This is a genomic window from Mesorhizobium sp. M0968 (genome assembly GCF_040319065.1).
Taxonomy (GTDB): domain Bacteria; phylum Pseudomonadota; class Alphaproteobacteria; order Rhizobiales; family Rhizobiaceae; genus Mesorhizobium.
The window spans coordinates 196887-219015 of the sequence record NZ_JAMYNL010000001.1 but is presented as its reverse complement, the minus strand read 5'-3'; the positions used below and the strand labels follow the sequence as shown (position 1 = coordinate 219015).

Here is a 22129-nt window from a genome sequence, read left to right as displayed (position 1 = left end):
GTGACCTGGAGTGAGCGATGGCGGAATCGGTTTACACAGAGATTGAGGTCGCGGCGCCACAAGCGACCGTGTTCGCGCTTTTGACGGATCCGGACCAGATTGTGCGATGGATCGGGACCGAAGCGAATTTGGATGCAACGCCGGGCGGTCTGTTCCTCGTCAATGTCGGTGGTCGCCATATGGCGCGCGGTGAGTTCACCGAGGTGATCCCGGTCCACCGTCTTGCCTACAGTTTTGGCTGGGAAGACAACGAGACCGTGCCGCCCGGCTCCAGTCATGTCGAGATCGACCTGATCGCGAGGGATGCGGGGACACTGATCCGCTTCACGCATAGCGGACTGCCGAACGCAAAGGAGCGTGACAGCCACCGAAGGGGATGGGAGCACTACCTCTCAAGGCTGAAGATCACTGCCGATGGGGGACATGTCGATCCCGACGTGCCGATGAAGAATATGTGATTTTCATCTAAGGGCTGCGGATGCCCGTAATCCGAACCAGGCGCGGCATGCGTCAACGAGGCCCCCTTTTGACCTGCCGTCGCCAAACCGGCCGCGCTCGGGAAACCAGCGACCTGCGGGCCGCCGCACCATTACAGCTGCCGGCGACGGATCGTTCCAGCGAGCTCGGCGAAGGCGTCCGCGATCCCGGTGCCGCTCTTGGCGCCTGCGTGGAGTTCTTGAAACTCAGCGCTTCTGGCGCAACGCCTCGGATTGAATTAGCATCCGTTCATCAAAGCTCCGGCCGCACTCCTGCAGGATGCGGAATGCGGAGCGCAGGCGAGCGAGGCCGGGCGCGGTCACATGCCGGGCGCCGATCCAAGCGCAACTGGGCATCCGAACTTCCGTTCGGCGGCAAGACGGCGTGGCCGGGAGGAGTCAGATGCAAAAGCTGCAATCGCAAGGCGTTCATCACATCACGCTGGTCGGGGCCGGGCGCCAGACTTCCATCGATTTCTGGGAGGGCGTGCTCGGCATGCCTTTCATCTTCGAGCAGCCCAATCTCGATAAGGCAAGCGAAAGCCATCTCTATTTCGATCCGGGCGACGGCCGGCTGATCACCGTCTTCACCGACGAAAGCCGCACGCCGGTCAAGCGGCGCACGCCGACCGACACGGGCTGCGTCCATCATATCGCTTTCGCGGTGTCGCGCGTCACCTTTCTGCAGGCGGTTGCCCGGCTCGACGAGCGCGCCATCAAGCACAGCGGCGTCAAGGATCGCGGCTTCATGGACTCGATCTATTTCGAGGATCCGCTCGGCCTGCTGATCGAACTCGCCTCCTACCGTTTCGAACCGCCGGCGGGCTTCACCCATGCCGACGTGCTGATGCAGGCGCACAAGATCCGCGTCGCGCGCGGCGACTACAACATCGCCGAAATGCACCTTGCCGATGCGATCCAGGCGCTTGTCGAGCGCTCTCGCACGACGTTGTCGGAGGATCGCGCACCGAAAAATCCATATTGACGACACGCCGAACAAAGGGAGGATACAATGGCGAAGACAGCAACCAAGAGTGCCACGAAGCCCGCGGCCAAGGCAGCCAGGCCAGGAGCGAAGCCGGCGGCCAAAGCCGCCGGCAAGTCAGCGGCGAAAGTGGCAAAGCCGGCGGCCAAGGTCTCCGCCAAGAAGCTGGCGCCGAAGGCCAAGGCGAAACCGGCGAAAAAGCCCGCGCTCTCGCTCAGCATGCTGAAGCCCAGCGTCAACAATATGAGCGTTCGGGTGTTTGCACGCGCCGCCGGGCTCGATCATTCCGAGACCGACGTATGGGGTCTCACGCGCTCGCCCGAATACATGGCGCGAAACCCGGCCCATCTTACGCCGATGATCGAGGACAAGGGCCTGCCGAGAGGTGTCTTGTGGGAAAGCTGCGCCATCATGCAGTATCTCGCCAACAAGCACGGGCTGGAGAAATTATATCCCAAGGCGCCGGCCAAGCGGGCAATGATCGACAGCGCCATGTTCTACCTGATCGGCACGCTCTACCCCTATGTGGCGCGCGCCACATATCCTGTGCTGAATTTCCCGCAATATGCCGGCGAGGTCGGCCACAGCGACGCTCATCCCGACAAGAAGTCGGAAGCCCAGAAGGCCGCTATAGAAGCGATAGCCGAGCCGCTGGAGGTGTTTCACAGCTTCTTCAGGAACGGCAAGCCGTTCATCGGCGGCAAGAACCCGTCGATCGCCGACATCCGTCTGGCGGCGACGCTCGAATTCCTCGCCGTCATCGACTATGCGCTGCCCCAATGGGCAAAAGACTATATGGCGGCGATCGAGAAGAAGCTCGGCAAGGCCTATGCCGAGCCGGCCGGCGACGTGCGCGGCTATATCGCCTATGTGCGGTCGCAGGCCAACGCCTGAGGCACGTGCAGGCCGGCGATCGTCCGCACGTTCTGCGGGAGCCGGTAGTGATCTGAGGTAATTCTTTCTTACTCTCCCCTGTTTGCACGATGTGGGGAGCTTAAGGTTTCGTTAACCGAAACCCTTTCTACTGGTATCCACCTCCAGCTTGCGACCACGGATGTACTGGCGCGGATGGAAAGCAAAGGTCGGCTGCTCGCCGGCCTTTGCTTATTGCAGCCCTGCCGAAGTTTGCGGCTGACGGCGCTTCACGACGCCCGAATGGCTGATGAAGCGCGTTGCCGGCATCTTGCCATCGCCGATGTGGGCCCTACCATCGAAGTAGTCCCGTCCTCGATGGCGGTTCAAGGACAAAGGCCCTGTCATGAAAAGCATTGCTGGAATGATGGTGATTGCAGGCGCCATGCTGGCGGGTGCAGCCGGTCAATCGAATGCAGCGACGCTCAACACCATGCCCGAGGTCGGGGCTGCCATCCAGGCGTGCTGGACCCCTCCGGCGAATGCCGGGAATTCCACCGTCACCCTGAGCTTCAGCTTCAGGCGCGATGGCACGCTGATCGGCCGGCCCAAGCCGACCGCCATCCGCGTCGCCGGCGAGGAGAAGACGCGCCAAGCTTTTGTCGACGCGGCGGTCGCGGCCGTGGACCATTGCCTGCCGTTGAGCTTTTCACCGGCGCTGGCTGAAGGCATCCCGGGCAAGGTATTCACTCTGCAATTCAACTCGCCCAAACAAGAACAGGCTGCACCGCGAGTGAAGGCTTCGCCTTGATCTTTTCAGACAACCGGATTCCACTTTTCGGGACCTAATGCATGTCGCGCAAAAGTGTGCAGCGGTTTTGCGACAACGACATGCATTAGACAAGAACCTAAGCGCGTCGCATGAGGCCCGGTCGACCGCGATGCGCTTTAGTGGCGCCTTCGTCTCGCCTCGACATGTCGCGCCAGTTCCGGCATCTCGAAGACATAGTCGCTCCAAGCCGATTCCGGTATCTGGCCGGCGAGATAGCACTCCAGCAAAAGCCTCTGCTCGTGGTCGAGTGGCCTCGGTGCGCGTTCATGGTCCAACCAAAGTGAATGGAACAGATTCCTGGTCAGGTCCGCGACAGTGAAGTGGATCGACATTTGCGGTCTCCTCCTTTGGCCGCTCAACGCCGATCCCAGGGCTAAGGTTTCAGCGACGGCCGGCCGGTAACGCCGGATTGATCGCGATGCCGAACCCGCCGCGCGTATCAAACTTCGCCGTGGCGGGCGTCCGCCGGCGTTGCTGCCGGTTCGTCTCAATCTTGAAATAAAAATGTAATATTGAATTTACACGAGGGGATCTAATACACTAGAGCTAAAGTCTTTGGTGGCGGTTTGATCTACTTCAATTAGGAAAAACTGATTTAGCTAGTACTTATCCATAGTCGACAAAGAAATCCTGTTCTCGGTGCAACAAGGATAATGGTCGTTCCAATGACACGCTTCTGGCCCCTCACGATTCTGATGCTGGTGTCGGCAATAGCCGTTGCGCTCGGCACATCCTTCTCCTATGCGGATAGCTGCGGTGCCATCAGGAGCCAATTGCTTTCGGCGGGGCGCAGCGGCGGGACCAGCCCCGAGCTTGCCCAACTGCGCCGGCAACTCGCCGCGATTCAAAAGCTTGAGAGACAACGCAGATGCACGGCGAAAACCGCCGGCTTCTTCTTCAATCCCTGCGCCGACCTAGTCAGCAGCAAGGCGGAGGTGCAACGGCAGATCGCCAGACTGTCGAATTCGAGCAGGGACACGTCCGGACTGAAGGCCAGGTTTGTCGCGCTGGGCTGCGCCGCCCCCGCTGCCAAGAAACAGCCGGCGCAGCAACGCACGGCACCCAAGGCCCAGTCCGCAGGCACAACAATTGGCGGCAATCGGATGCTGTTTTGCGTTCGCTTGTCGGACGGATATTTCTTCCCCGCGCCAAAATCGCAGTTCGCCAAGAGCGACGATCAGAAGGAAACGGTCGATCAGTGTCGCTACATCTGCGACGATACCGGCGTCGACCTCTATACGCTGAGCGATGCCACTCGCGAGACCGAGGAGATGGTCGCGCTCGAGTCGGGAAAACCCTATGTGGAGCTACCTGCCGCGTTCCGGTACCGCGACGACGCGAACTTCAAGGCCTGTGACGTCAAGCGCTATTACCAGCGCGTTGCCGAACTCAGGGCACGAACCGTGACACCGGCCAACATGAGCAACGCCATCATTCCGTTGCCGACCGCAAAGCCGGATCTTGGCGTCGTCGCGGAAATTCCTGAATCCGGGATCGAAACCGCCGGTGCCGCTCCGGCAGAGGCAAAAACGCAGGCTGCCGAAGTGCAGGGGGCTGCCCAGCATCAGTCGATCGAGAAAGCGATCGGCGCGCGGCCGGTGAGAGTGGTCGGGCCGGCCTTTTTCCCGGCGGACTGACCAAGGCGGGCGATGTTCCGAGACGGCTGGCCGGATAGCCGCTTCAAGGCCTGGAGCCGTGCGCATCGACCGACGTCGGCTGGTTATTCGCAGACCATGCGGGCCCGTTTGCCGGGCTCGCTGACATTCTTGCAAGTTAGCGGCTTCGTCGGCTCCGGCGACAGCATGGGCGGGTTGTTGGTGACCCTCCTCCGAGGCGTTGCAACGGAAGCCGCGCTCCTGCGCACCGCCGGCCCTTTCGGCGGTTGCGGCGCCACTGGAAAGACGTCGGTCTCCAGTTGCGACTGTTCGGCTTGCGCCTGCGGCGAAGGCCTGTCCCAGAAACGGCGAACATCGAGCGGCTTGGGAATGATGACGGTGCCGTCATAGCTGCGCGCGCAGCCGCTTCCCAGAGGCAGCGCCAGGCACAGGAAGACAGGCAGAATCCGTCGAGACATCAGCAATACCCCTGCAAGCTTATAACGCTGCTTCGGCCTAACCGACAACCGGCGGAATAGGGCGAAGGGAGTAGATACCGTGAAGTAGAGTCGTCGCACTTCCAGTGGAAGGCGTTGCTCGAAGATCGAGCGCCGGGTCGGGCGCGGATGGAGGTCCAGCGCGAGTTAGAACCTTGCGATTCGTCAACGCTTCCAGCGTAAGGCCATGGTGCGATCGCACCATACCAAAGCCGCGCTCAGTGGCGACAATGGGATATTCGAAGTTCCGCTCCTCCAGTTACGGGCGGGAGCAGCGACCGCCGGCAAGAAACAGGGTCAGATTTACCCCAACGGACCTGTTTCGGCGATGGCGCGGCCATGACACGTTCTGGCTGCATGCAACGCGCTCCCGTCCGGCTTTTTCTTTTAAAGCCGGTGGCTGCGATCGCCGAGCAGACGATTCCGGCCGGAATTCACGCAAGCTGCTGATTCCAGCGGCAAACCGCGGCCCATGCCGACAAAAGCCCGCGGCCGCTCCTTCTTAACCCGGCTGGACGTCGTTACCGGAGCGACATGAAACTGTCATGCGACTGTAATAATCGGGGGCTATTGGCCTCAGCGGGCGCCGGAGGAATGGCGCCGAGAGACCATATTCCGAACAGGAGCAGGCCACATGAGACATTTCATCCGCTCGGCGGCCGTTGCGATTGCAATGGCTGCGGCGACGACCACCCTCACCCTGTCCGCCGCGCTCGCCGCGGACATCTCCGGCGCCGGCGCCACCTTCCCCTACCCGATCTATGCGAAGTGGGCCGACACCTACAAGAAAGACACCGGCGTTGGCCTTAACTACCAGTCGATCGGTTCCGGCGGCGGCATCAAGCAGATCAAGGCCAAGACCGTTACCTTCGGCGCTTCGGATGCGCCGCTCAAGGGCGACGAGCTTGAAGCGTCCGGACTGGCTCAGTTCCCGATGGTGATGGGCGGCATCGTTCCCGTCGTCAATCTCGAAGGCATCAAGCCGGGCGAGTTGGTTCTCGACGGCCCGACGCTGGCCGACATCTTCCTCGGCAAGATCACGAGCTGGGATGACGAGGCGATCAAGAAGCTCAATCCCGACGTCAAGCTGCCTTCGCAGGCGATCGCGGTCGTTCACCGTTCCGATGGTTCGGGCACGACGTTCAACTTCACCTATTACCTCGGCGACGTCAGCGCGGACTGGAAAGAAAAGGTCGGCGTCGACAAGGCCGTGGAATGGCCGGTCGGCATCGGCGCCAAGGGCAATGAGGGCGTTGCCAACAATGTCTCCCAGACCGGCGGCGCGATCGGTTATGTCGAATATGCCTACGCCAAGCAGAACAAGCTCATCCACACCGATATGATCAACAAGGACGGCAAGAAGATCGAGCCCACCGCGGCGGCGTTCTCGGCGGCAGCGGCCAATGCCGACTGGAGCTCGCAGCCGGGCTATGGCGTCATCCTCGCCAACGAGCCGGGCGCCGAGTCCTGGCCGATGACGGCGGCAACGTGGATCCTGCTCTACAAGAAGCCGGATGATGCCGCGACCACCGGCGAAGCGCTCAAATTCTTCGCCTGGGCATACGACAAGGGCGACGAGATGGCCGGCGAGCTGGACTACGTTCCGATGCCCGACAAGGTGGTTGAGAGCGTCAAGGCCATGTGGGCCAAGGAAGTCGTCGGCGACGACGGCAAGCCGCTCTACTCGGCTATGTAATCTCCTCCAGGGAGGGCGTCGATGGCGCCCTCCCTGTTGCCTTTAATCGCGAGGACCCAATGACCATCGCTTCCGATGCCGTGCCATCATCTGCAGCAGCCCGGGCCAGGGAAGCTACGGTGCGGCGCTTCGCACTCACAGATGCCATATTTCGCGGACTCACCCGCGCTTCCGCAATCCTTGTGCTGGTCATCCTCGGCGGTGTCGCGATCTCGCTGTTTGCCGGCTCATGGCAGGCGCTGTCGTCGTTCGGTTTTTCTTTCCTGACGACTGAGAGCTGGAATCCCGTTACGGAAAAATTTGGCGCACTGGCGCCGATCTACGGCACGCTGGTGACGGCGGCCATTGCCATCGTGATCGCGGTTCCGATCGGCATCGGCATTGCAATCTTTCTCACCGAGCTCTGCCCGCGCCCGCTCAGGCGTCCTATCGGCATAGCGGTCGAGCTGTTGGCCGGCATTCCTTCGATCATCTACGGCATCTGGGGCCTGTTCGTGTTCGCGCCGTTCCTGCAGACGACGATACAGCCCTTCATCATCAACATCTTCCACGGCGTGCCGGGACTATCCAGCCTTTTCGCCGGCCCTCCTTACGGCATCGGCCTTCTGACCTCGGCGCTGATTCTCGCCATCATGGTGCTGCCCTTCATCACCTCGATCACCAAGGACGTCTTCGATACGGTGCCGGCGGTGCTGAAGGAATCGGCCTATGGCATCGGTTGCACGACCTGGGAAGTGACCCGGCGCGTGGTCATTCCCTATACCCGCATCGGTATCATGGGCGGCGTCATGCTTGGCCTCGGCCGGGCACTCGGCGAAACCATGGCGGTGACTTTCGTCATCGGCAACGCACATCGCATCAGTGCCTCCCTGTTCGCGCCGGGCACGACGATCTCGGCGACCATCGCCAATGAATTCACCGAGGCCGACGGCGACCTCTACACCTCCTCGCTGGTTTCGCTCGGCCTGATCCTCTTCGTCATCACCTTCCTGATCCTCGCCGCCGCCCGCTATATGCTGATGCGGATCGACGCCCGTACGGGAGCCTGACCGATGTCGACATCCTCATCGCTCCACAGCCGCCGCAAAGCCAGGAATTCGGTGATGATGGCGCTTTGCGTCGTCGCCGCCGGCATCGGGCTTGCCTGGCTGGCGCTCATTCTCGGCGCGTTGGTCTATAAGGGCACAGCCGGGCTTTCGCTCGCGGTCTTCACCGAGATGACGCCACCACCGGGCGAGGCCGGCGGCCTGCTCAATGCCATCGCGGGCAGCCTGCTGATGACGATCATCGCCGTTGTCGTCGGCACGCCGGTCGGCGTGCTGGCGGGAACCTACATGGCCGAGTATGGACGCTTTTCGCGCATCACCACCGTCGTCCGCTTCATCAACGACATCCTGTTGTCGGCGCCGTCGATCATCATCGGCTTGTTTGTCTATGAGCTGATGGTACGGCCAATGGGGCATTTCTCGGCCATTGCCGGCGCCGTTGCGCTTGCCATCCTGGTCATTCCGGTGGTCGTGCGCACCACTGAAGACATGCTCAACCTGGTGCCGAACGCGTTGCGTGAAGCCGGTGCCGCGATCGGCGCGCCGCGCTGGGTGGTGATCCGTTCGGTCGCCTACCGCGCCGCATTGTCCGGCATCGTCACCGGCATATTGCTGGCGATAGCACGCATTTCCGGCGAGACGGCGCCGCTGCTCTTCACCGCGCTCAACAACCAGTTCTGGAGCAGCAATATCAACGCGCCGATGGCCAGCCTGCCGGTGACCATCTTCCAGTTCGCTCTCAGCCCTTACGAGGAATGGCAGCAACTGGCGTGGACCGGCGCACTCATAATCACCCTGACGGTTCTGGGCTTGAGCATCCTCGCCCGCAGCCTTACCGGACGCAGAGAGGACAGATGACACAGATGTTGTCCCCAGACATGACGATGGCCGAAACGGTCGCCGAGAAGACGAAGATCGAGGTCAAGAACCTCAACTTCTACTACGGCCAGAGCAAGGCGCTGAAGGACATCAGCCTGTCGCTGCCTGAGCGCAGTGTCACGGCCTTCATCGGCCCTTCGGGCTGCGGGAAATCGACGCTGCTGCGTGTGTTCAACCGCATCTATGAGCTCTACCCAAAACAGACGGCCGAGGGCCAGGTGCTGCTCGACGGCAAGAACATTCTCGACCGGTCGCAGGATCTCAACCTCCTCAGGACCAAGATCGGCATGGTGTTCCAGAAGCCGACGCCGTTCCCGATGTCGATCTACGAGAACATCGCCTTCGGCGTCAGGCTCTACGAGAACCTCGGCAAGTCCGAGATGGACGGCCGCGTCGAACAGGCGTTGAAGCGCGCCGCGCTGTGGAGCGAGGTCAAGGACAAGCTCAACGCCAGCGGCTTGAGCCTGTCCGGCGGCCAGCAGCAGCGGCTCTGTATCGCCCGCACGGTGGCCGTGAAGCCGGAAGTCATTCTGCTCGACGAACCGGCTTCGGCCCTCGACCCGCTGTCGACCGCCAAGATCGAGGAACTGATCGACGAGTTGCAAGCCGACTACACGATCGTCATCGTCACCCACAACATGCAGCAGGCGGCGCGCGTGTCGCGCCAGACCGCCTTCATGTATCTGGGTGAACTGGTCGAGTTCGACCGGACCGAGAAGATATTCACGTCGCCCCGCGAGAAGCGCACGCAGGACTACATCACTGGCCGCTTCGGCTGAGCCGTTCCGATCATGCATATGAGGACAGGACCATGGGCGAACACACAGTCGCTTCTTTCGACGAGGATCTCGAGCAGATCAGCAAGCTGATCCGCGACATGGCCGACCTCGCCGGTTCGATGGTCGGCGGGGCGACCAAGGCCCTGTTGAATTCCGACAACGTGCTGGCGCAACGCGTCGTTTCCGACGACGCCATCATGGATGCGCGTCAACGCGAACTGGACGACCGCGCCATCACCCTGATCGCCAAACGCCAGCCGATGGCCCACGATCTTCGCCATGTGGTCGGAGCGATCCGCATGGCGGGCGACCTCGAACGCATCGGCGACCTTGCCAAGAATATCGCCAAGCGCGTGAGTGCGGTCGGCCTCAGCGCCACGCCGCGGGACCTGTCGCATTCCATCGACGCGATGGCGCAGTTGGTTCTCATCCAGGTGCAGGGTGTCATCGAGGAATATGCTGCAGGCGATGCGGCCGCGTTGGCCAAGCTTCGTGCCGCCGACGAGCGCATCGACGTTAAATACACGTCCGTGTTCCGCGAGCTGTTGACCTACATGATGGAAGATCCGCGCAACATCACCGCTTGCACGCACCTGCTGTTCTGCGCCAAGAATCTGGAGCGGATCGGCGACCATGTCACCAACATCGCCGAAAATGCGTATTATGTGCTGACCGGCGAGCAATTGCCGGTCAATCGTCCGAAGCAGGACGAAACGACAATGTCCGCACCGGTGACATGATGGGGGTGCCCAGCCGATGATCGCACCACGCATAATGGTGGTGGAGGACGAGGAGCCGTTGGGTGTGCTGCTCCGCTACAATCTCGAATCCGAAGGCTACCAGGTCGAGGTGGTGACACGCGGCGACGAAGCCGAGATCCGTTTGCAGGAGAATGTGCCCGACCTTTTGGTGCTCGACTGGATGATACCAGCGGTTTCCGGCATCGAGCTCTGTCGTCGGTTGCGGGTGCGCCCCGAAACCGAGCGGCTGCCGATCATCATGCTGACCGCGCGCGGCGAGGAGAGCGACCGGGTGCGCGGTCTTTCGACCGGCGCCGACGACTATCTGGTCAAGCCGTTTTCGACACCGGAATTCATGGCCAGGGTCAAGGCGCTGCTGCGGCGCGCCAAGCCGGAAGTGCTGTCCAGCGTGCTGAAGGTCGGCGACATCGTGCTCGATCGCGAATCGCACAGGGTCTATCGCAAGAAGAGCGAAATCAGGCTCGGGCCGACCGAATTCCGGCTGCTCGAGTTCATGATGCGGCATCCGGGCCGTGTCTTCTCGCGCAGCCAGTTACTCGATAATGTCTGGGGCGAGACAATCTACATCGACGAACGCACCGTCGACGTGCATGTCGGGCGGCTGCGCAAAGCCGTCAACAACGGCCGGATGCCGGATGTCATCCGCACCATCCGCGGTGCCGGCTATGCGATCAGGGAAGATTGACCCGCCTGGTCAGGCTACGTTCTTTCTGACGCTGGGCCTCATTTGCGCGCCCGGCGCGAAAATCTCCTGGTCGACGAAGCTTAACGCCCGCATCGCGCAGCCTTCGCGGATCAGCGGCAATTCGTTCGGCTCTGTATCGAAGGAGATCGAGCCTGAATGCTGGCCGCCGGCGGTCTGGGCGATTGCCTTCCGCAAGGCCGGCTCGATCAGATCGAAGGCGGCGGCACTGGCGCCGACCATCGCGACCGGTGCCGGATCGATCAGCGCGAACAGCGAGCCGAGACCGAAACCCAGCGCTTCGCCGGCCTTGCGGTAGGCCTCGCGTTCCGGCCCATCTTTCTCGCGCGCCCGGGCCGCCAGTGCTCGCATGTCGGCGTCGCTGACGTCGGCGACCGGTTCGCTGTCTTCGCTCATCTGCCTGGCGTTGCGCCAGATGGCGTAGTTGCCGGCATACGCCTCGATGCAGCCGCGCCGCCCGCAACGGCAGAGCGCGCCGCCCGGACGATGGATCATGTGGCCAAATTCGCCGCCCGAGGAATGCGTCCCGGTGAACAGTTCGCCCTTCAGCACCAGCCCCATGCCGATGCCATGCGAAAGCAGGATGGCGATGAAGTCGTCGCGATAGCGATCCGGATTGCGCCAGCGCAAAGCCACCGCCATCATGTTGCAGTCGTTCTCCACCGTTGCCGGGATGCCGAATTCGTCCTCCAGCATGTCGGCAAAGGCGATGTCGGTCTGCGGCGTGATCGGCGACCACAGCATGGCGCGTGCAGGGGAGTCGGCAATGCCCTGAATCGCCAGGGCGATGCGGGCGACACTGCGGACGTCAAGATCTGGATCCTGCAGCCGGCGCCGGACGATGGCCATGCATTCACGGATCAGCTCGTCGCGCGGCATGGTCAGCGTGTCCAGCCGGCGCTGTTCCTCGGCGACCACCTGTCCCGTATAGTCGATAATGGCGGCCGACAGGAAATTCAGCGACAACACCACGGTCAGCACCGCCGCCGCTTCCGGATTGAGGGCGAGGCCGACCTGCGGACGACCGCGTTTCAACGAAACGGGCTCACTTGCCTTGCTCTCGGCGAGGATGCCTTCCCGTATCAGGTCGGAAGAGATCGCCGATATGGTCGAATGACTGAGGCCGGTGGTAGCTGCGATCTCAGTACGCGATGGCTGGCCGGCCCGGCGCACCGCCGAGATCACCATCGCCCGGTTGCGCCGGCGCAAATCGTCATGGCGGATTCCGACCGACATTGTTTTGCTTTCCTCCCGGTTGCCGCGGCCGCTCATGAACCGGAAGCCGTCGGTAATGTCCGACAAATAGTGTCGGATGCAGGCAAATAGTGTCAGATGCAGGTGGCGCTGTCATCGTTTATTCCGACGCTCGAAAAAACTCGCAGAGTCATCAAAATCCATCAGAATCGATGTTGACAGCAGCCGGAGATCGGGCCAGTATTTTTTCGAGGCTCGAAAAAATTAGAGCTTCTAAGCTGGTCTTTGAGCCAATTGGTCACGCCGTACGCGGCGCAGGGAGGATATGATGAAGAAATTCACGACCGCCATTCTGGCGGGTGTCGCCATGACGCTGGCGCTGGCGTCGGTGGCGCAGGCTAAAGACAAGGTCATCGGCGTTTCCTGGTCGAACTTCCAGGAAGAGCGCTGGAAGACCGACGAGGCCGCAATGAAGGCGGCCATCGAGGCCGCAGGCGACAAGTATATTTCCGCCGACGCACAGTCCAACCCCGGCAAGCAGCTCACCGACGTCGAGAGCCTGATCTCGCAGGGCGCCAACGCACTGATCATCCTGGCGCAGGACGCCTCGGCCATCGGGCCGGCCGTGCAAAAGGCGCTGGACGAAGGTATTCCGGTTGTCGGCTACGACCGGCTGATCGAGAACAAGGACGTCTTTTACCTGACCTTCGACAACAAGGAAGTCGGCCGCATGCAGGCCCGGGAAGTCTTCAAGGTGAAGCCGGAAGGCAACTACGTCTTCATCAAGGGTTCGGGTTCCGATCCGAATGCCGATTTCCTGTTTGCCGGTTCGATGGAGGTGCTGAAGGCGGCAATAGACAGCGGCAAGATCAAGAATGTTGGCGAGGCCTATACCGACGGCTGGCTGCCGGCCAACGCTCAGAAGAACATGGAACAGTTCCTGACCGCGAACGACAACAAGGTCGATGCCGTGGTCGCCGCTAATGACGGCACTGCCGGCGGCGTCGTCGCCGCGCTGACAGCGCAAGGGCTGGCCGGATCGGTTCCGGTTTCGGGCCAGGACGGCGACCACGCCGCGCTGAACCGCATCGCGCTCGGCACACAGACCGTGTCGGTGTGGAAGGATGCGCGCGAGCTCGGCAAGAATGCCGCCGAGATCGCCTCGCAACTGGCCGACGGCAAGCAGATGACCGACATTGCCGGCGTGAAGGATTTCACCACGCCCGGCGGCAATGCCGTCAAGTCGCTGTTCCTGACCCCGGTCGCCATCACCAAGGACAACCTCAACGTCGTCATCGACGCCGGCTGGATCAAGAAAGAAGAGGTCTGCGCCGGCGTGACGGCTGGCACTGTTGCAGTCTGCAACTGAGCCGACGTTTCCGAGAAGTCCGAACGCCGCGGCCGCTCGCCGCGGCGTTTTTCAACAAGAGTTGTTTTTCCGCTTCCGGCGGATAACTTCTAGGCTGCTTCCGGCATCCGCGACAGACGGCAACCCGGCGGGAGAAACATCATGACCGACACGACGTCCAACACGCCGGTCGACAACACGGCAGACCGGGCACGGGAATCCGAGCTCGGCATCGTTGCCCGATTTCTCAAGGCAACCGAACTCGACACGCGCATGCTCGGCATGGTCGGCGCGCTGCTGGTCATCTGGGTCGGCCTGCATGTCGTTTCCAGCGTACGGCTCGGCGTCAATCCGTTCGACTTCGACAGCCGGACCTTCCTGACGCCACGCAATCTCTGGAACCTGTCGGTGCAGACTTCCGCCGTGGCCATAATGGCCGCCGGAATGGTGCTGGTTATCGTCATGCGCAATATCGACCTGTCGGTCGGTTCCGCCGAAGGCCTGATCGGCGTGGTCATGGGCTTTGCGCAGGTGCATTTCCTGGTGCGAATGATCGGTCTGCAATTAGGCAATCCCTGGATCTGGATCCTGGCACTGGCCATCGGCCTGGCGCTTGGCCTTCTGATCGGAGCGTTCCAGGGATACATCATCGCTTATCTCGAGGTGCCGGCCTTCATCGTGACGCTGGGCGGCCTTCTGGTCTGGCGGGGTGCCGCATGGTGGGTCGCCAGCGGTCAGACGATTGCGCCGCTTGATGCCACTTTCCAGCTGATGGGCGGTGGGCCGGCGGGTTCGATCGGCGCGCGATGGAGCTGGATCGTCGGAATTGTCGCGTGCCTGGCGGTTGTGTTCATGCTGCTCAACGGGCGGGTGCAGCGCAAGCGGTTCCGCTTTCCGTTGCGCCCGATCTGGGCCGAGACGTTCCTCGGTGTCCTCACCTGCGCTGTCATCATGGGCGCCATATGGCTTGCCAATTCCTATCCTTGGCCGGTCGGCATCGTGAACAGATATGCGGCGGCCAACAATATAACGGTTCCCGAAGGCGGGCTGTTCATCGCCCATGGCATCGCCATACCCGTGCTGATGGCTGTAGCCGTAGGGCTGATCATGACCTTCATCGCCAAGCGTACCCGTTTCGGCCGCTATGTCTTCGCCATCGGCGGCAATCCGGAAGCAGCCAACCTTGCCGGTATCAACACGCGCTGGGTGACCATGAAGGTGTTCATGATCATGGGCGTGCTGGCGACGATCGCCGCGGCGATCTCGTCAGCCAGGCAGAACTCGTCGACCAATGCGCTGGGCACGTTGGACGAGCTGCTGGTCATCGCGGCGGCGGTGATCGGCGGCACGTCGCTCGCCGGCGGCTCCGGCACAGTGCTCGGCGCCATGCTCGGCGCGCTTTTGATGCAGTCGCTGCAGTCCGGCATGGTGCTGCTCGGCATCGATTCACCGCTGCAGAGCATCGTTGTCGGCGCCGTGCTGGTGCTCGCGGTGTGGCTCGATACCGTCTATCGCAAACGCGTTTAGGGAGGAGGAACGATCATGGCAGACAAAACCGCTCCCACGGGCACGCCGCTGATCGACATGCGCAACATCTCCATCGCTTTCGGCGGCATTCGCGCCGTCGACGATGCCTCTGTCGACCTTTTCCCGGGCGAGGTGATGGCTTTGCTCGGTCACAACGGTGCCGGCAAATCGACGTTGATAAAAATCCTGTCCGGCGCCTACAAGCGCGATGCGGGCCAGATTTTCGTCAACGGCGAGGAGGCTTCGATCTCCAATCCCCGCGACGCCAAGAAGTACGGCATCGAGACGATCTACCAGACGCTGGCGCTGGCCGACAATGTCGATGCGGCCGCCAACCTGTTTCTCGGCCGCGAGCTGATGACCGGCTGGGGGACGCTCGACGACGTCGCCATGGAGGCCGAGGCGCGCAAAGTGATGGGCAGGCTCAATCCGCGTTTCCAACGCTTCAAGGAGCCGGTGGTAAAGCTTTCGGGCGGCCAGCGGCAGTCGGTGGCGATCGCCCGCGCCATCCTGTTCAATGCTCGCATCCTGATCATGGACGAGCCGACGGCGGCACTCGGGCCGCAAGAGACGGCGCAGGTCGGCGAACTGGTCAGGCAGCTCAAGGCCGACGGCATCGGCATCTTCCTGATCAGCCATGATATTCACGACGTGTTCGAGCTTGCCGACCGTGTCTGCGTCATGAAGAACGGTCGGGTTGTCGGAACGGCGCGCACAACCGACGTCACCCAGGACGAGGTGCTCGGCATGATCATCCTCGGCAAGTGCCCACCCGGCGCCATTCCGGGGCCGGGCGCGCTGAAGATCGCCGCATGAACGAGAATTAGCCGGCTAATCACACGCCGCCAAAATGTGCCAGCCGTCACCATGCTTTGGCCTTGCCATTGTGTTGGCGTCAGGACTTGCCCATAAAGATGCCGAACCGTCCACGGGACGTATCAGCAATTGAAGAAGCTTTTTCCGACCGTCGCTTTTATCGCCGTCGCGCTGATCAGCCTGACGATGGCGGGTTTTGCCTATTTTGCCACCCAGGAGGCGGCCCGCATTAAATTCGAGGCGACGGCAGACGACGCGCTTAACCGGATCGAAAGCCGCATCGACCTGGACCTGTCGCTGCTGCGTTCGACCCGGGCGCTGTTCGACGCACGCAATGGCGGTATCTCGCAGGGCGAGTTCAAGGCTTTCTTCAACGCGCTCGACGTCGACAATAATTTCGCCGGCCTGCGCGGCATCGGTTTCCTCCGCCTGGCGAAAACTGGCAACGAGGCGGCGGTCGAGCGCGACATCCTGCACGATCACGGCGCAAGCCATCCGATCTATCCCGACACGAACTTACCGTGGCGTACGCCCATCGTGCTGTTCGAACCGCTGGATCCGTCCAACAAATCCAGCATCGGCTACGACATGTTCACCGGGCCGGCGCGGCGCGAGGCAATCGAAAAGGCGATGGCCGACGACCAGCAGCACGCCAGCGGGCTCGTGCAGTTCGGCAAGGATACGGGTGCCGCGCAGACCTTTACCGGGTTCCTCGTCTTCGTCCGGCTCAATGTCGAAACCGCGCCGGACGCCGTGAACGCGACGAGATCCTCGACTGCCGGCTTCCTTTATGCGGCCTTCCGCGCCCGTGATCTGTTCCAGGCTGCGCTCAGCCGGGCACCATTGCTGCCGGTCAACACCGAGATCTATGACGGCACGGTGGACAGCGACAACCTGCTGTTCCAATCGGAAACGCCGCCTGTTTCGAGCCTCGGCGACAGGCTGCTGGTCACCCGCAAGGTCACCGTCGCCGGCCGGCCGTGGGTCGTCCTGTTCAGGCCGACAAGTGCTTTCTCGCAACCTTCCTCGCGCGCCATCCCGGTGATGCTCGGATTGTTCGGACTGCTGCTTGCGGGCGCCATCGCGCTGGTGGCCCGCTATCAGGAGCGGGCCTATGAGGCGGTCTCGCTGCTTCACGAAACGACCGAAAAGAGCCTGCTGGAAAAAGACCTGATGCTGCAGGAGATGAAGCATCGCATCAAGAACTCGATCACGCGGGTGCTGGCAATCGCGCGCCAGACAGCATCGCACACCACCGACGTCCAGGAATTCTCGGCTTCTTTCTCGGCCCGGCTGCAGGCGATGGCGGCTTCCCAGGACATGCTGACGCGCTCACGCTGGCAGAAAGCCGATCTCGGCGACCTGCTGCGCATCGAGCTAGGCCAGGTGTTCGGCAGCGAGCTTCCTGAAGGGCTGCTGTCGGGACCACAGATTCTTCTCGATGAAAAGACGACGCAGGCACTCGGCCTCGTCTTTCACGAACTGGCGACGAATGCGCTGAAGCATGGCGAAGCCGGCAATTCAGTCGGCGCGCTGAAGGTCGACTGGTCGCTCGAAGCCCGTAGCGGCACCCGGACATTGGCTCTCAACTGGCGCGAGGCCGGTCAGAAGAAGCTCGAGACACCGGCAAAGAGCGGTTTTGGCACCAGACTGATCGATCTCAACGTCACGCGCGAATTGCGTGGCACAATCAGGCGCGATTTTCGCGAAGATGGCTTGAACGTGGAAATCAGGGTTCCGCTGCCGGCCTGAAGCCCCGTCTCGTGGGCCGCGTCGCAACAGCGCTTTAAAGGGCAAACGCGGAGGCAGGTGGCCTGCCTCCGCGTTTGCTGTTCGCCTGGAGCTCGAAACTAGTTGCAGCGAGCTGTGTAGATCCGGCCGTGACGATCTCTGTACTGGCAGTAGCCATTTTGCAGCCGGCGAACGAGCAGACCGCCAATCGCACCAGCGCCGGCGCCGATCAAAGCGCCCTTGCCGCCGCCGACAGCGCCACCAATGAGCGCGCCGCCCACAGTGCCGATACCCACGTTCTCTTCCGTGGTGGTGCAGCCGCTGACCGCAACCACGGCAACCATGGCAATAATCATCTTCCGCATGGAGTCATCCTCACTTTTGTCCTCACTTTAATAAGCTCCAGCCGCCATTTAGCATGAAAGTACGGCCTTTGCCTGCACGATTTCATTGTTGATTAAGATAGTCTTTTTCGGGGCGTGCGCCGTTTGATGCTACCACGAACCCGGAAATCTCCAAGGACGCATCGAGCGTGCCGCTGGGACGCACGTTCCAGACGATCCTGTCATAGTCGTCCCCGAGCGCCGGTCGACGGCAAGGCATCTGGCGACGACATGTTGGGCCTGCCCTGCAGGTCGGTGACCGCGAACGGGCACGGCCGAGCACTCGGGCAGTGGTTTCAAAGCGATCAAGCAGAGGCGAGTTCGATTCAGATCAGTTGGGACGCGGCGGTCAGGACGATCGCGGCCATAAGCGCGACGGCGGCGAAGCGCAGGGGCGAAGCACGAGGCGCGGGCGCTGTGGACGCGTCGGGATCCTGAAAACCGCCCATCGAGACGCGAGCGGCCTGTTCCAGTCTGTTCAAGTCGGCAGCCGTCAACGCCCATTCCCTTCACTTTGTGCCAAACTCAATCCGGCGGATCGGCACGTTCGCACAGGATCGGACTTTATGGTGAACAGTCGGTTAAAGATGGCGATGCGCAGCAAGCCTTCGCGCGGCGACCGCCGCTCGTTAATCCGTCTCGAAATTACCGTGAGGAACGACAAGGCGGTATTCGAGGCGGTTCCCGGTGATCTCAAGGGTCGCCGTTCCATTCAATGAAGTGGGCACGACGCGTTCGAGCGCGACGCTGCCAAAACGCTTCTCACTGCGCTGATTGTCGTTGGCTCCGATCACTTCGGCCCATGTCAGCGACAGCGCAGGCTCGCCAGCGGAAGCTGCCGTCAGATCGGCCGTCACCTCGACGAAACCGTCGCTGCGCGACAGTGCGCCATAGCTGACCGAATTGACGGCGAGCTCATGCATGGCCAAGCCGATGTGCAAGGCGGCATTGGGGTTGAGATATGGATTTGCGCCGCGGAAACGTAGGCTGTGCAAGGGATCCGCGCCGTACCTGCCGACCTGACCGGAAACCAGCTCGCGCAGCGCCGCTCCCCGCCAGTTGGATGACGTAACCAAATCCTGCGAGGAGGCCAGCGACTGCAGTCGGCCCCGGAAGCGCGTCAGGAAATCGTCAATGCTGCCGGAATAACGGCCCGTCTGGGTGGCGATGCTCTGGATGATGGCCAAAAGGTTCTTGGAGCGATGACTGACTTCGCGCAGCAGCGCCTTCAACGTCTGCTCCCGGCGTTTCTGCTCGGTTGTTTCGACCATGGTGGTCACGACGCCCTGCACCGCGCCGGTCTCGCTGCGGTCGGCGTCTATCCACACCTGAAACCAGCGGGCGCCGTCATCGGCCGGCACGCTGAGCTCAAGATGTTGAGGATTGCCGGAGACGATGACGTCGTGCTTGGCGGCGCCGATACGCTCTGCCTGCGCCGGCGGCAAGATGCCGTTGTTGTCGGAGGCATCGGAAGTCCAGGGCGCGCGCATGTTGCGCGCCCACACCGTCTTCATCTCGCGATCCTGGTACAGGACGGAAATCCCGGCATTGTGCAGTGCATGGAGAAGGGCCCGACCAAGCTGCATCCCGCTTTCGGCGGGATGCAAAGCGATGATCTCATCACTCTGGCCGCGGTCTTTCATTTTTCCGACTCTGGAACGCATCGGTCAATTTGCTCAACCCATGTCGGGCTGAACGGTTCGCGGAAAAATGGGTTCCAAAAGGAGGAGGTTCGTATCAAACCTTAAAAAGCGGTCCGCCGAGCGGCATCCCGTTGGAGGACACTGCCCGGCGGTGGCTGGAAACCGTTTGAGGGGTGCGGCTTCCAGTGTTCGCTTGAATGGCCGCTTGGCATTCACGCTCGTCTGATCAGGCCGGCAATAAGCGATATGATCAGGAAGGCGAGAAAGATGAAGAACAATATCTGCGCTATGCCGGCCGAGGTGCCAGCGATGCCGCCGAAACCAAGCGCACCGGCGATGATCGCCACGACGAGAAATACGAGCGCCCAGTAAAGCATGATCGATCTCCTTCCAATGCTGCGGTGAAAACGTGATTCGCCTCCGTTTGTTCCACCATTTTCCGAAAAAGACGATGCTGAAAATCTTCAGGGCCCGAATTGCCGCGGTGTGTGGAAAGGTCCAGTTGGTTGCCCCAGTTGGTTGCCAGTGAATTGAGCCGGCGTCACTCCCCTCTGATCCTGGGGAGCGGCTGTCTCGGCGGCCGCAGTTCGGCCGCCCGCTGTTTCATGCCGCGGCTTTCGCGTGCCGGTCAAAGAACAGGGCCTGGCTGATAAGAGCCTTGACCATGTCCGGATTGAACGGCTTGGTAACCAGGAATGCCGGTTCCGGCCGCTCGCCGGTGAGCAGGCGCTCGGGAAAGGCGGTGATGAAGATCACCGGTACCGAGGTCGACGACAGGATCTCATTCACGGCCGCTATGCCCGAACTTCCGTCGGCAAGCTGGATATCGGCAAGCACCATCTTTGGCCGCGCCTTGCCGAACATCGCCACCGCCTCGGCGTGGGTGCGCGCCGTTCCGACGACGCGGTGGCCGAGGCTTTCGACCATTTCCTCGATGTCCATGGCGATCAGCGGCTCATCCTCGATGATCAGCACGTCGGTTGCCACCTGACGGGAGATCTCGTTGCTCGCCTGCGCGAGGAGTTCGGAGAATTCCTGTTCGTCGACGTCGAGAATCTCCGCCGCCTCGTCTTCGCTGAAGCCTTCGACCGCCACCAGCAGAAAGGCTTGGCGGGGGCGAGGCGCAATTGCATTCAGATTGGCCGCGGCACGCTGTTCCCATGCCGACTGGGCATGCTCCTGCGGAACGCGAATGGCCACTGAGGTGAAGAGCTTGGCAAAGACCTTGTAGAGCGCGATGCGGTCGTTCGATGCGTTCGGAAAGATGTCGACATCGGCAATGATGGCCTCGAGCATTGCGGCGACCAGCGCGTCGCCGCTCTCCTGCGATCCGGATACTGCGCGCGAGAAGCGACGCAGGAACGGCAGGTGCGGAGCGATGGTTGCTGATAGGCTCATATTGGACGTCTCCCTCATATGACGTGATTGCATGTTACAGCTAAAAAACGGTTCGCAAGCCCAGAGTTGAAAACGCGGGTTCTGCGAAAAAGTTCCGATCATGCGGAACTAAATATATGGGCTGGCGTTTAGGGGCGGGTTGGGCAACCAGACGAGGCTGCCGCTTGCCTTGCGTTATGTGTTGAAGGGCGGCTTAAGGCTGGGACAAAAGGGCGAAATGAAGAACATGACGAAAGCTACCATGGGTGGCGTTGGCAACGGGCGCCGGGCTGCTTCCCGCGACCCGCTTGGGCCGAACTCGGAAATCGGCCGCAAACTCAAACAATACTACGACGAGCTGGTCTCCGACAATGTGCCGGATCGCTTCGCCCAACTGCTCAGCCAGTTGGAAAAAGCCGAACCTGTACAAAAGAAGGACTGAGGCATGGCGGCCGTCTCCCAGGGCTTCAAGACCGACTTGCTCGGCTCGATCCCGAGCCTGCGGGCTTTTGCCGTGTCGCTGACGCAAAACGCCGACAAGGCCGACGACCTGGTGCAGGAAACATTGGTCAAGGCATGGGACAAGCATGAAAGCTTCCAGCCCGGCACCAATCTGAAGGCATGGCTGTTCACGATCTTGCGCAACGAATTCTATTCGCAGATGCGCAAGCGCGGCCGCGAGGTGCAGGACAGCGATGGCGTCATGACGGCCAGGCTTGCCGTTCACCCGGCCCAGCACGGCCAACTTGACCTCGAGGACTTTCGCGGCGCGCTCGAATTGCTGCCAGAAGACCAGCGCGAAGCCATTATCCTCATCGGCGCGTCGGGCTTCTCCTACGAGGAAGCGGCCGAGATCTGCGGCTGCGCCGTCGGAACGATCAAGAGCCGCGTCAGCCGCGCCCGCACACGGCTGCAGGAAATTCTGAAGATCTCCGGTGAAGACGAGTATGGCCCGGACGCAATTTCGGCTCAGGTAACCGGGTCGACGGCTGCGTGAAGCGCGGCGTGT

The 22129-nt window shown here is 61.8% G+C and carries 25 protein-coding genes; 17 read left to right on the top strand and 8 right to left on the bottom strand.

What is annotated here, in order from left to right:
• The first annotated feature begins 17 nt into the window (after nucleotides 1-17).
• The 4 genes from NKH67_RS01125 (at nucleotide 18) to tolA (ending at nucleotide 3124) form a co-directional block, all read left to right on the top strand.
• Nucleotides 18-458: an SRPBCC family protein gene (locus tag NKH67_RS01125; protein ID WP_008873905.1), complete on the top strand. Its 441-nt coding sequence runs from the start codon at nucleotides 18-20 to the stop codon at nucleotides 456-458.
• A gap of 421 nt (nucleotides 459-879) precedes the next feature.
• Complete coding sequence (locus NKH67_RS01120; RefSeq protein WP_352471138.1) at nucleotides 880-1461, top strand: VOC family protein; 582 nt, start codon at nucleotides 880-882, stop codon at nucleotides 1459-1461.
• A gap of 27 nt (nucleotides 1462-1488) precedes the next feature.
• Nucleotides 1489-2355: a glutathione S-transferase family protein gene (locus tag NKH67_RS01115; protein ID WP_352471137.1), complete on the top strand. Its 867-nt coding sequence runs from the start codon at nucleotides 1489-1491 to the stop codon at nucleotides 2353-2355.
• Nucleotides 2356-2719: 364 nt separating this feature from the next.
• Nucleotides 2720-3124: a cell envelope integrity protein TolA gene (tolA, locus tag NKH67_RS01110; protein WP_352471136.1), complete on the top strand. Its 405-nt coding sequence runs from the start codon at nucleotides 2720-2722 to the stop codon at nucleotides 3122-3124.
• Between the two features lie 137 nt (nucleotides 3125-3261).
• On the opposite strand, the gene NKH67_RS01105 is transcribed toward tolA, so the two are convergent.
• Nucleotides 3262-3477, bottom strand: coding sequence for a hypothetical protein (locus NKH67_RS01105; protein ID WP_352471135.1), 216 nt, complete (start codon nucleotides 3475-3477; stop codon nucleotides 3262-3264).
• Between the two features lie 333 nt (nucleotides 3478-3810).
• Here NKH67_RS01105 and NKH67_RS01100 point away from each other — a divergent pair, with 333 nt between their 5' ends.
• Nucleotides 3811-4782, top strand: coding sequence for a DUF2865 domain-containing protein (locus tag NKH67_RS01100; RefSeq protein ID WP_352500773.1), 972 nt, complete (start codon nucleotides 3811-3813; stop codon nucleotides 4780-4782).
• An 83-nt stretch (nucleotides 4783-4865) separates the two neighbouring features.
• Here NKH67_RS01100 and NKH67_RS01095 read toward each other — a convergent pair whose 3' ends face one another.
• Nucleotides 4866-5219, bottom strand: a complete 354-nt coding sequence (locus tag NKH67_RS01095) for a hypothetical protein (RefSeq protein WP_352471133.1) — start codon at nucleotides 5217-5219, stop codon at nucleotides 4866-4868.
• Between the two features lie 652 nt (nucleotides 5220-5871).
• Between NKH67_RS01095 and pstS the strand changes: the two genes are divergently transcribed.
• From pstS to phoB, 6 genes are read left to right on the top strand one after another with little or no spacing between them, the layout of a single operon-like run.
• Nucleotides 5872-6933, top strand: coding sequence for a phosphate ABC transporter substrate-binding protein PstS (pstS, locus tag NKH67_RS01090; protein WP_352471132.1), 1062 nt, complete (start codon nucleotides 5872-5874; stop codon nucleotides 6931-6933).
• 59 nt (nucleotides 6934-6992) lie between these two features.
• Nucleotides 6993-7982 (top strand): phosphate ABC transporter permease subunit PstC, encoded by a 990-nt coding sequence (gene pstC / locus NKH67_RS01085; protein ID WP_352471131.1) that lies wholly within the window; start codon nucleotides 6993-6995, stop codon nucleotides 7980-7982.
• 3 nt (nucleotides 7983-7985) lie between these two features.
• Nucleotides 7986-8837 carry a phosphate ABC transporter permease PstA gene (gene pstA / locus NKH67_RS01080; protein ID WP_352471130.1) on the top strand — a complete coding sequence of 284 codons (852 nt, stop codon included), beginning with the start codon at nucleotides 7986-7988 and terminating at the stop codon, nucleotides 8835-8837.
• Complete coding sequence (gene pstB / locus NKH67_RS01075; RefSeq protein ID WP_352451144.1) at nucleotides 8834-9637, top strand: phosphate ABC transporter ATP-binding protein PstB; 804 nt, start codon at nucleotides 8834-8836, stop codon at nucleotides 9635-9637. Before pstA ends, pstB begins: the two co-directional genes overlap by 4 nt.
• Nucleotides 9638-9669: 32 nt before the next feature.
• On the top strand, nucleotides 9670-10377 hold the full coding sequence (phoU, locus tag NKH67_RS01070) for a phosphate signaling complex protein PhoU (RefSeq protein WP_023678534.1): 708 nt from the start codon (nucleotides 9670-9672) through the stop codon (nucleotides 10375-10377).
• 16 nt (nucleotides 10378-10393) lie between these two features.
• The gene (phoB, locus tag NKH67_RS01065) at nucleotides 10394-11083 is read left to right on the top strand and encodes a phosphate regulon transcriptional regulator PhoB (protein WP_031212149.1); all 690 of its coding nucleotides are present in this window, start codon (nucleotides 10394-10396) and stop codon (nucleotides 11081-11083) included.
• Nucleotides 11084-11092: 9 nt separating this feature from the next.
• Here phoB and NKH67_RS01060 read toward each other — a convergent pair whose 3' ends face one another.
• The gene (locus tag NKH67_RS01060) at nucleotides 11093-12337 is read right to left on the bottom strand and encodes an ROK family protein (RefSeq protein ID WP_352471129.1); all 1245 of its coding nucleotides are present in this window, start codon (nucleotides 12335-12337) and stop codon (nucleotides 11093-11095) included.
• 286 nt (nucleotides 12338-12623) lie between these two features.
• On the opposite strand from NKH67_RS01060, the gene xylF reads away from it, so the two are divergent.
• From xylF to NKH67_RS01040, 4 genes are all read left to right on the top strand, one after another.
• Nucleotides 12624-13664: a D-xylose ABC transporter substrate-binding protein gene (gene xylF / locus NKH67_RS01055; protein ID WP_352471128.1), complete on the top strand. Its 1041-nt coding sequence runs from the start codon at nucleotides 12624-12626 to the stop codon at nucleotides 13662-13664.
• 141 nt (nucleotides 13665-13805) lie between these two features.
• Complete coding sequence (locus tag NKH67_RS01050; protein WP_352471127.1) at nucleotides 13806-15170, top strand: sugar ABC transporter permease; 1365 nt, start codon at nucleotides 13806-13808, stop codon at nucleotides 15168-15170.
• 15 nt (nucleotides 15171-15185) lie between these two features.
• The gene (locus tag NKH67_RS01045) at nucleotides 15186-15986 is read left to right on the top strand and encodes an ATP-binding cassette domain-containing protein (protein WP_352471126.1); all 801 of its coding nucleotides are present in this window, start codon (nucleotides 15186-15188) and stop codon (nucleotides 15984-15986) included.
• A 129-nt stretch (nucleotides 15987-16115) separates the two neighbouring features.
• A complete protein-coding gene (locus NKH67_RS01040) occupies nucleotides 16116-17738 on the top strand; it encodes a CHASE domain-containing protein (protein WP_352471125.1) in 1623 nt (540 codons plus the stop codon).
• A 98-nt stretch (nucleotides 17739-17836) separates the two neighbouring features.
• On the opposite strand, the gene NKH67_RS01035 is transcribed toward NKH67_RS01040, so the two are convergent.
• From NKH67_RS01035 to NKH67_RS01010, 5 genes are all read right to left on the bottom strand, one after another.
• Nucleotides 17837-18082 carry a YMGG-like glycine zipper-containing protein gene (locus NKH67_RS01035; protein WP_006328050.1) on the bottom strand — a complete coding sequence of 82 codons (246 nt, stop codon included), beginning with the start codon at nucleotides 18080-18082 and terminating at the stop codon, nucleotides 17837-17839.
• 344 nt (nucleotides 18083-18426) lie between these two features.
• Nucleotides 18427-18597, bottom strand: coding sequence for a hypothetical protein (locus tag NKH67_RS01025; RefSeq protein ID WP_352471124.1), 171 nt, complete (start codon nucleotides 18595-18597; stop codon nucleotides 18427-18429).
• Between the two features lie 132 nt (nucleotides 18598-18729).
• Nucleotides 18730-19764, bottom strand: a complete 1035-nt coding sequence (locus NKH67_RS01020) for a sensor histidine kinase (RefSeq protein WP_352451150.1) — start codon at nucleotides 19762-19764, stop codon at nucleotides 18730-18732.
• 191 nt (nucleotides 19765-19955) lie between these two features.
• Complete coding sequence (locus NKH67_RS01015; RefSeq protein WP_023678541.1) at nucleotides 19956-20120, bottom strand: DUF1328 domain-containing protein; 165 nt, start codon at nucleotides 20118-20120, stop codon at nucleotides 19956-19958.
• A 226-nt stretch (nucleotides 20121-20346) separates the two neighbouring features.
• Nucleotides 20347-21141 (bottom strand): response regulator, encoded by a 795-nt coding sequence (locus NKH67_RS01010; RefSeq protein ID WP_352471123.1) that lies wholly within the window; start codon nucleotides 21139-21141, stop codon nucleotides 20347-20349.
• Nucleotides 21142-21358: 217 nt separating this feature from the next.
• Here NKH67_RS01010 and NKH67_RS01005 point away from each other — a divergent pair, with 217 nt between their 5' ends.
• Together NKH67_RS01005 and NKH67_RS01000 are read left to right on the top strand one after the other, a co-directional pair.
• Nucleotides 21359-21562, top strand: coding sequence for a NepR family anti-sigma factor (locus tag NKH67_RS01005; RefSeq protein ID WP_023678543.1), 204 nt, complete (start codon nucleotides 21359-21361; stop codon nucleotides 21560-21562).
• A 3-nt stretch (nucleotides 21563-21565) separates the two neighbouring features.
• Nucleotides 21566-22117, top strand: coding sequence for a sigma-70 family RNA polymerase sigma factor (locus NKH67_RS01000; protein ID WP_023678544.1), 552 nt, complete (start codon nucleotides 21566-21568; stop codon nucleotides 22115-22117).
• Nucleotides 22118-22129: the final 12 nt, after the last annotated feature.

Excerpts from the sequence above, each read along its gene's own strand:
- NKH67_RS01115 (WP_352471137.1), top strand. The coding sequence starts at position 1,489 with ATGGCGAAGACAGCAACCAAGAGTGCCACGAAGCCCGCGGCCAAGGCA.
- phoU (WP_023678534.1), top strand. The coding sequence starts at position 9,670 with ATGGGCGAACACACAGTCGCTTCTTTCGACGAGGATCTCGAGCAGATC.
- pstB (WP_352451144.1), top strand. The coding sequence starts at position 8,834 with ATGACACAGATGTTGTCCCCAGACATGACGATGGCCGAAACGGTCGCC.
- NKH67_RS01010 (WP_352471123.1), bottom strand. The coding sequence starts at position 21,141 with ATGAGCCTATCAGCAACCATCGCTCCGCACCTGCCGTTCCTGCGTCGC.
- NKH67_RS01095 (WP_352471133.1), bottom strand. The coding sequence starts at position 5,219 with ATGTCTCGACGGATTCTGCCTGTCTTCCTGTGCCTGGCGCTGCCTCTG.
- NKH67_RS01045 (WP_352471126.1), top strand. The coding sequence starts at position 15,186 with ATGGCAGACAAAACCGCTCCCACGGGCACGCCGCTGATCGACATGCGC.
- NKH67_RS01125 (WP_008873905.1), top strand. The coding sequence starts at position 18 with ATGGCGGAATCGGTTTACACAGAGATTGAGGTCGCGGCGCCACAAGCG.
- pstA (WP_352471130.1), top strand. The coding sequence starts at position 7,986 with ATGTCGACATCCTCATCGCTCCACAGCCGCCGCAAAGCCAGGAATTCG.
- NKH67_RS01100 (WP_352500773.1), top strand. The coding sequence starts at position 3,811 with ATGACACGCTTCTGGCCCCTCACGATTCTGATGCTGGTGTCGGCAATA.
- pstS (WP_352471132.1), top strand. The coding sequence starts at position 5,872 with ATGAGACATTTCATCCGCTCGGCGGCCGTTGCGATTGCAATGGCTGCG.
- NKH67_RS01060 (WP_352471129.1), bottom strand. The coding sequence starts at position 12,337 with ATGTCGGTCGGAATCCGCCATGACGATTTGCGCCGGCGCAACCGGGCG.
- NKH67_RS01005 (WP_023678543.1), top strand. The coding sequence starts at position 21,359 with ATGAAGAACATGACGAAAGCTACCATGGGTGGCGTTGGCAACGGGCGC.
- NKH67_RS01035 (WP_006328050.1), bottom strand. The coding sequence starts at position 18,082 with ATGCGGAAGATGATTATTGCCATGGTTGCCGTGGTTGCGGTCAGCGGC.
- pstC (WP_352471131.1), top strand. The coding sequence starts at position 6,993 with ATGACCATCGCTTCCGATGCCGTGCCATCATCTGCAGCAGCCCGGGCC.
- NKH67_RS01000 (WP_023678544.1), top strand. The coding sequence starts at position 21,566 with ATGGCGGCCGTCTCCCAGGGCTTCAAGACCGACTTGCTCGGCTCGATC.
- NKH67_RS01120 (WP_352471138.1), top strand. The coding sequence starts at position 880 with ATGCAAAAGCTGCAATCGCAAGGCGTTCATCACATCACGCTGGTCGGG.
- tolA (WP_352471136.1), top strand. The coding sequence starts at position 2,720 with ATGAAAAGCATTGCTGGAATGATGGTGATTGCAGGCGCCATGCTGGCG.
- NKH67_RS01105 (WP_352471135.1), bottom strand. The coding sequence starts at position 3,477 with ATGTCGATCCACTTCACTGTCGCGGACCTGACCAGGAATCTGTTCCAT.
- NKH67_RS01050 (WP_352471127.1), top strand. The coding sequence starts at position 13,806 with ATGACCGACACGACGTCCAACACGCCGGTCGACAACACGGCAGACCGG.
- xylF (WP_352471128.1), top strand. The coding sequence starts at position 12,624 with ATGAAGAAATTCACGACCGCCATTCTGGCGGGTGTCGCCATGACGCTG.
- phoB (WP_031212149.1), top strand. The coding sequence starts at position 10,394 with ATGATCGCACCACGCATAATGGTGGTGGAGGACGAGGAGCCGTTGGGT.
- NKH67_RS01015 (WP_023678541.1), bottom strand. The coding sequence starts at position 20,120 with ATGCTTTACTGGGCGCTCGTATTTCTCGTCGTGGCGATCATCGCCGGT.
- NKH67_RS01020 (WP_352451150.1), bottom strand. The coding sequence starts at position 19,764 with ATGCGTTCCAGAGTCGGAAAAATGAAAGACCGCGGCCAGAGTGATGAG.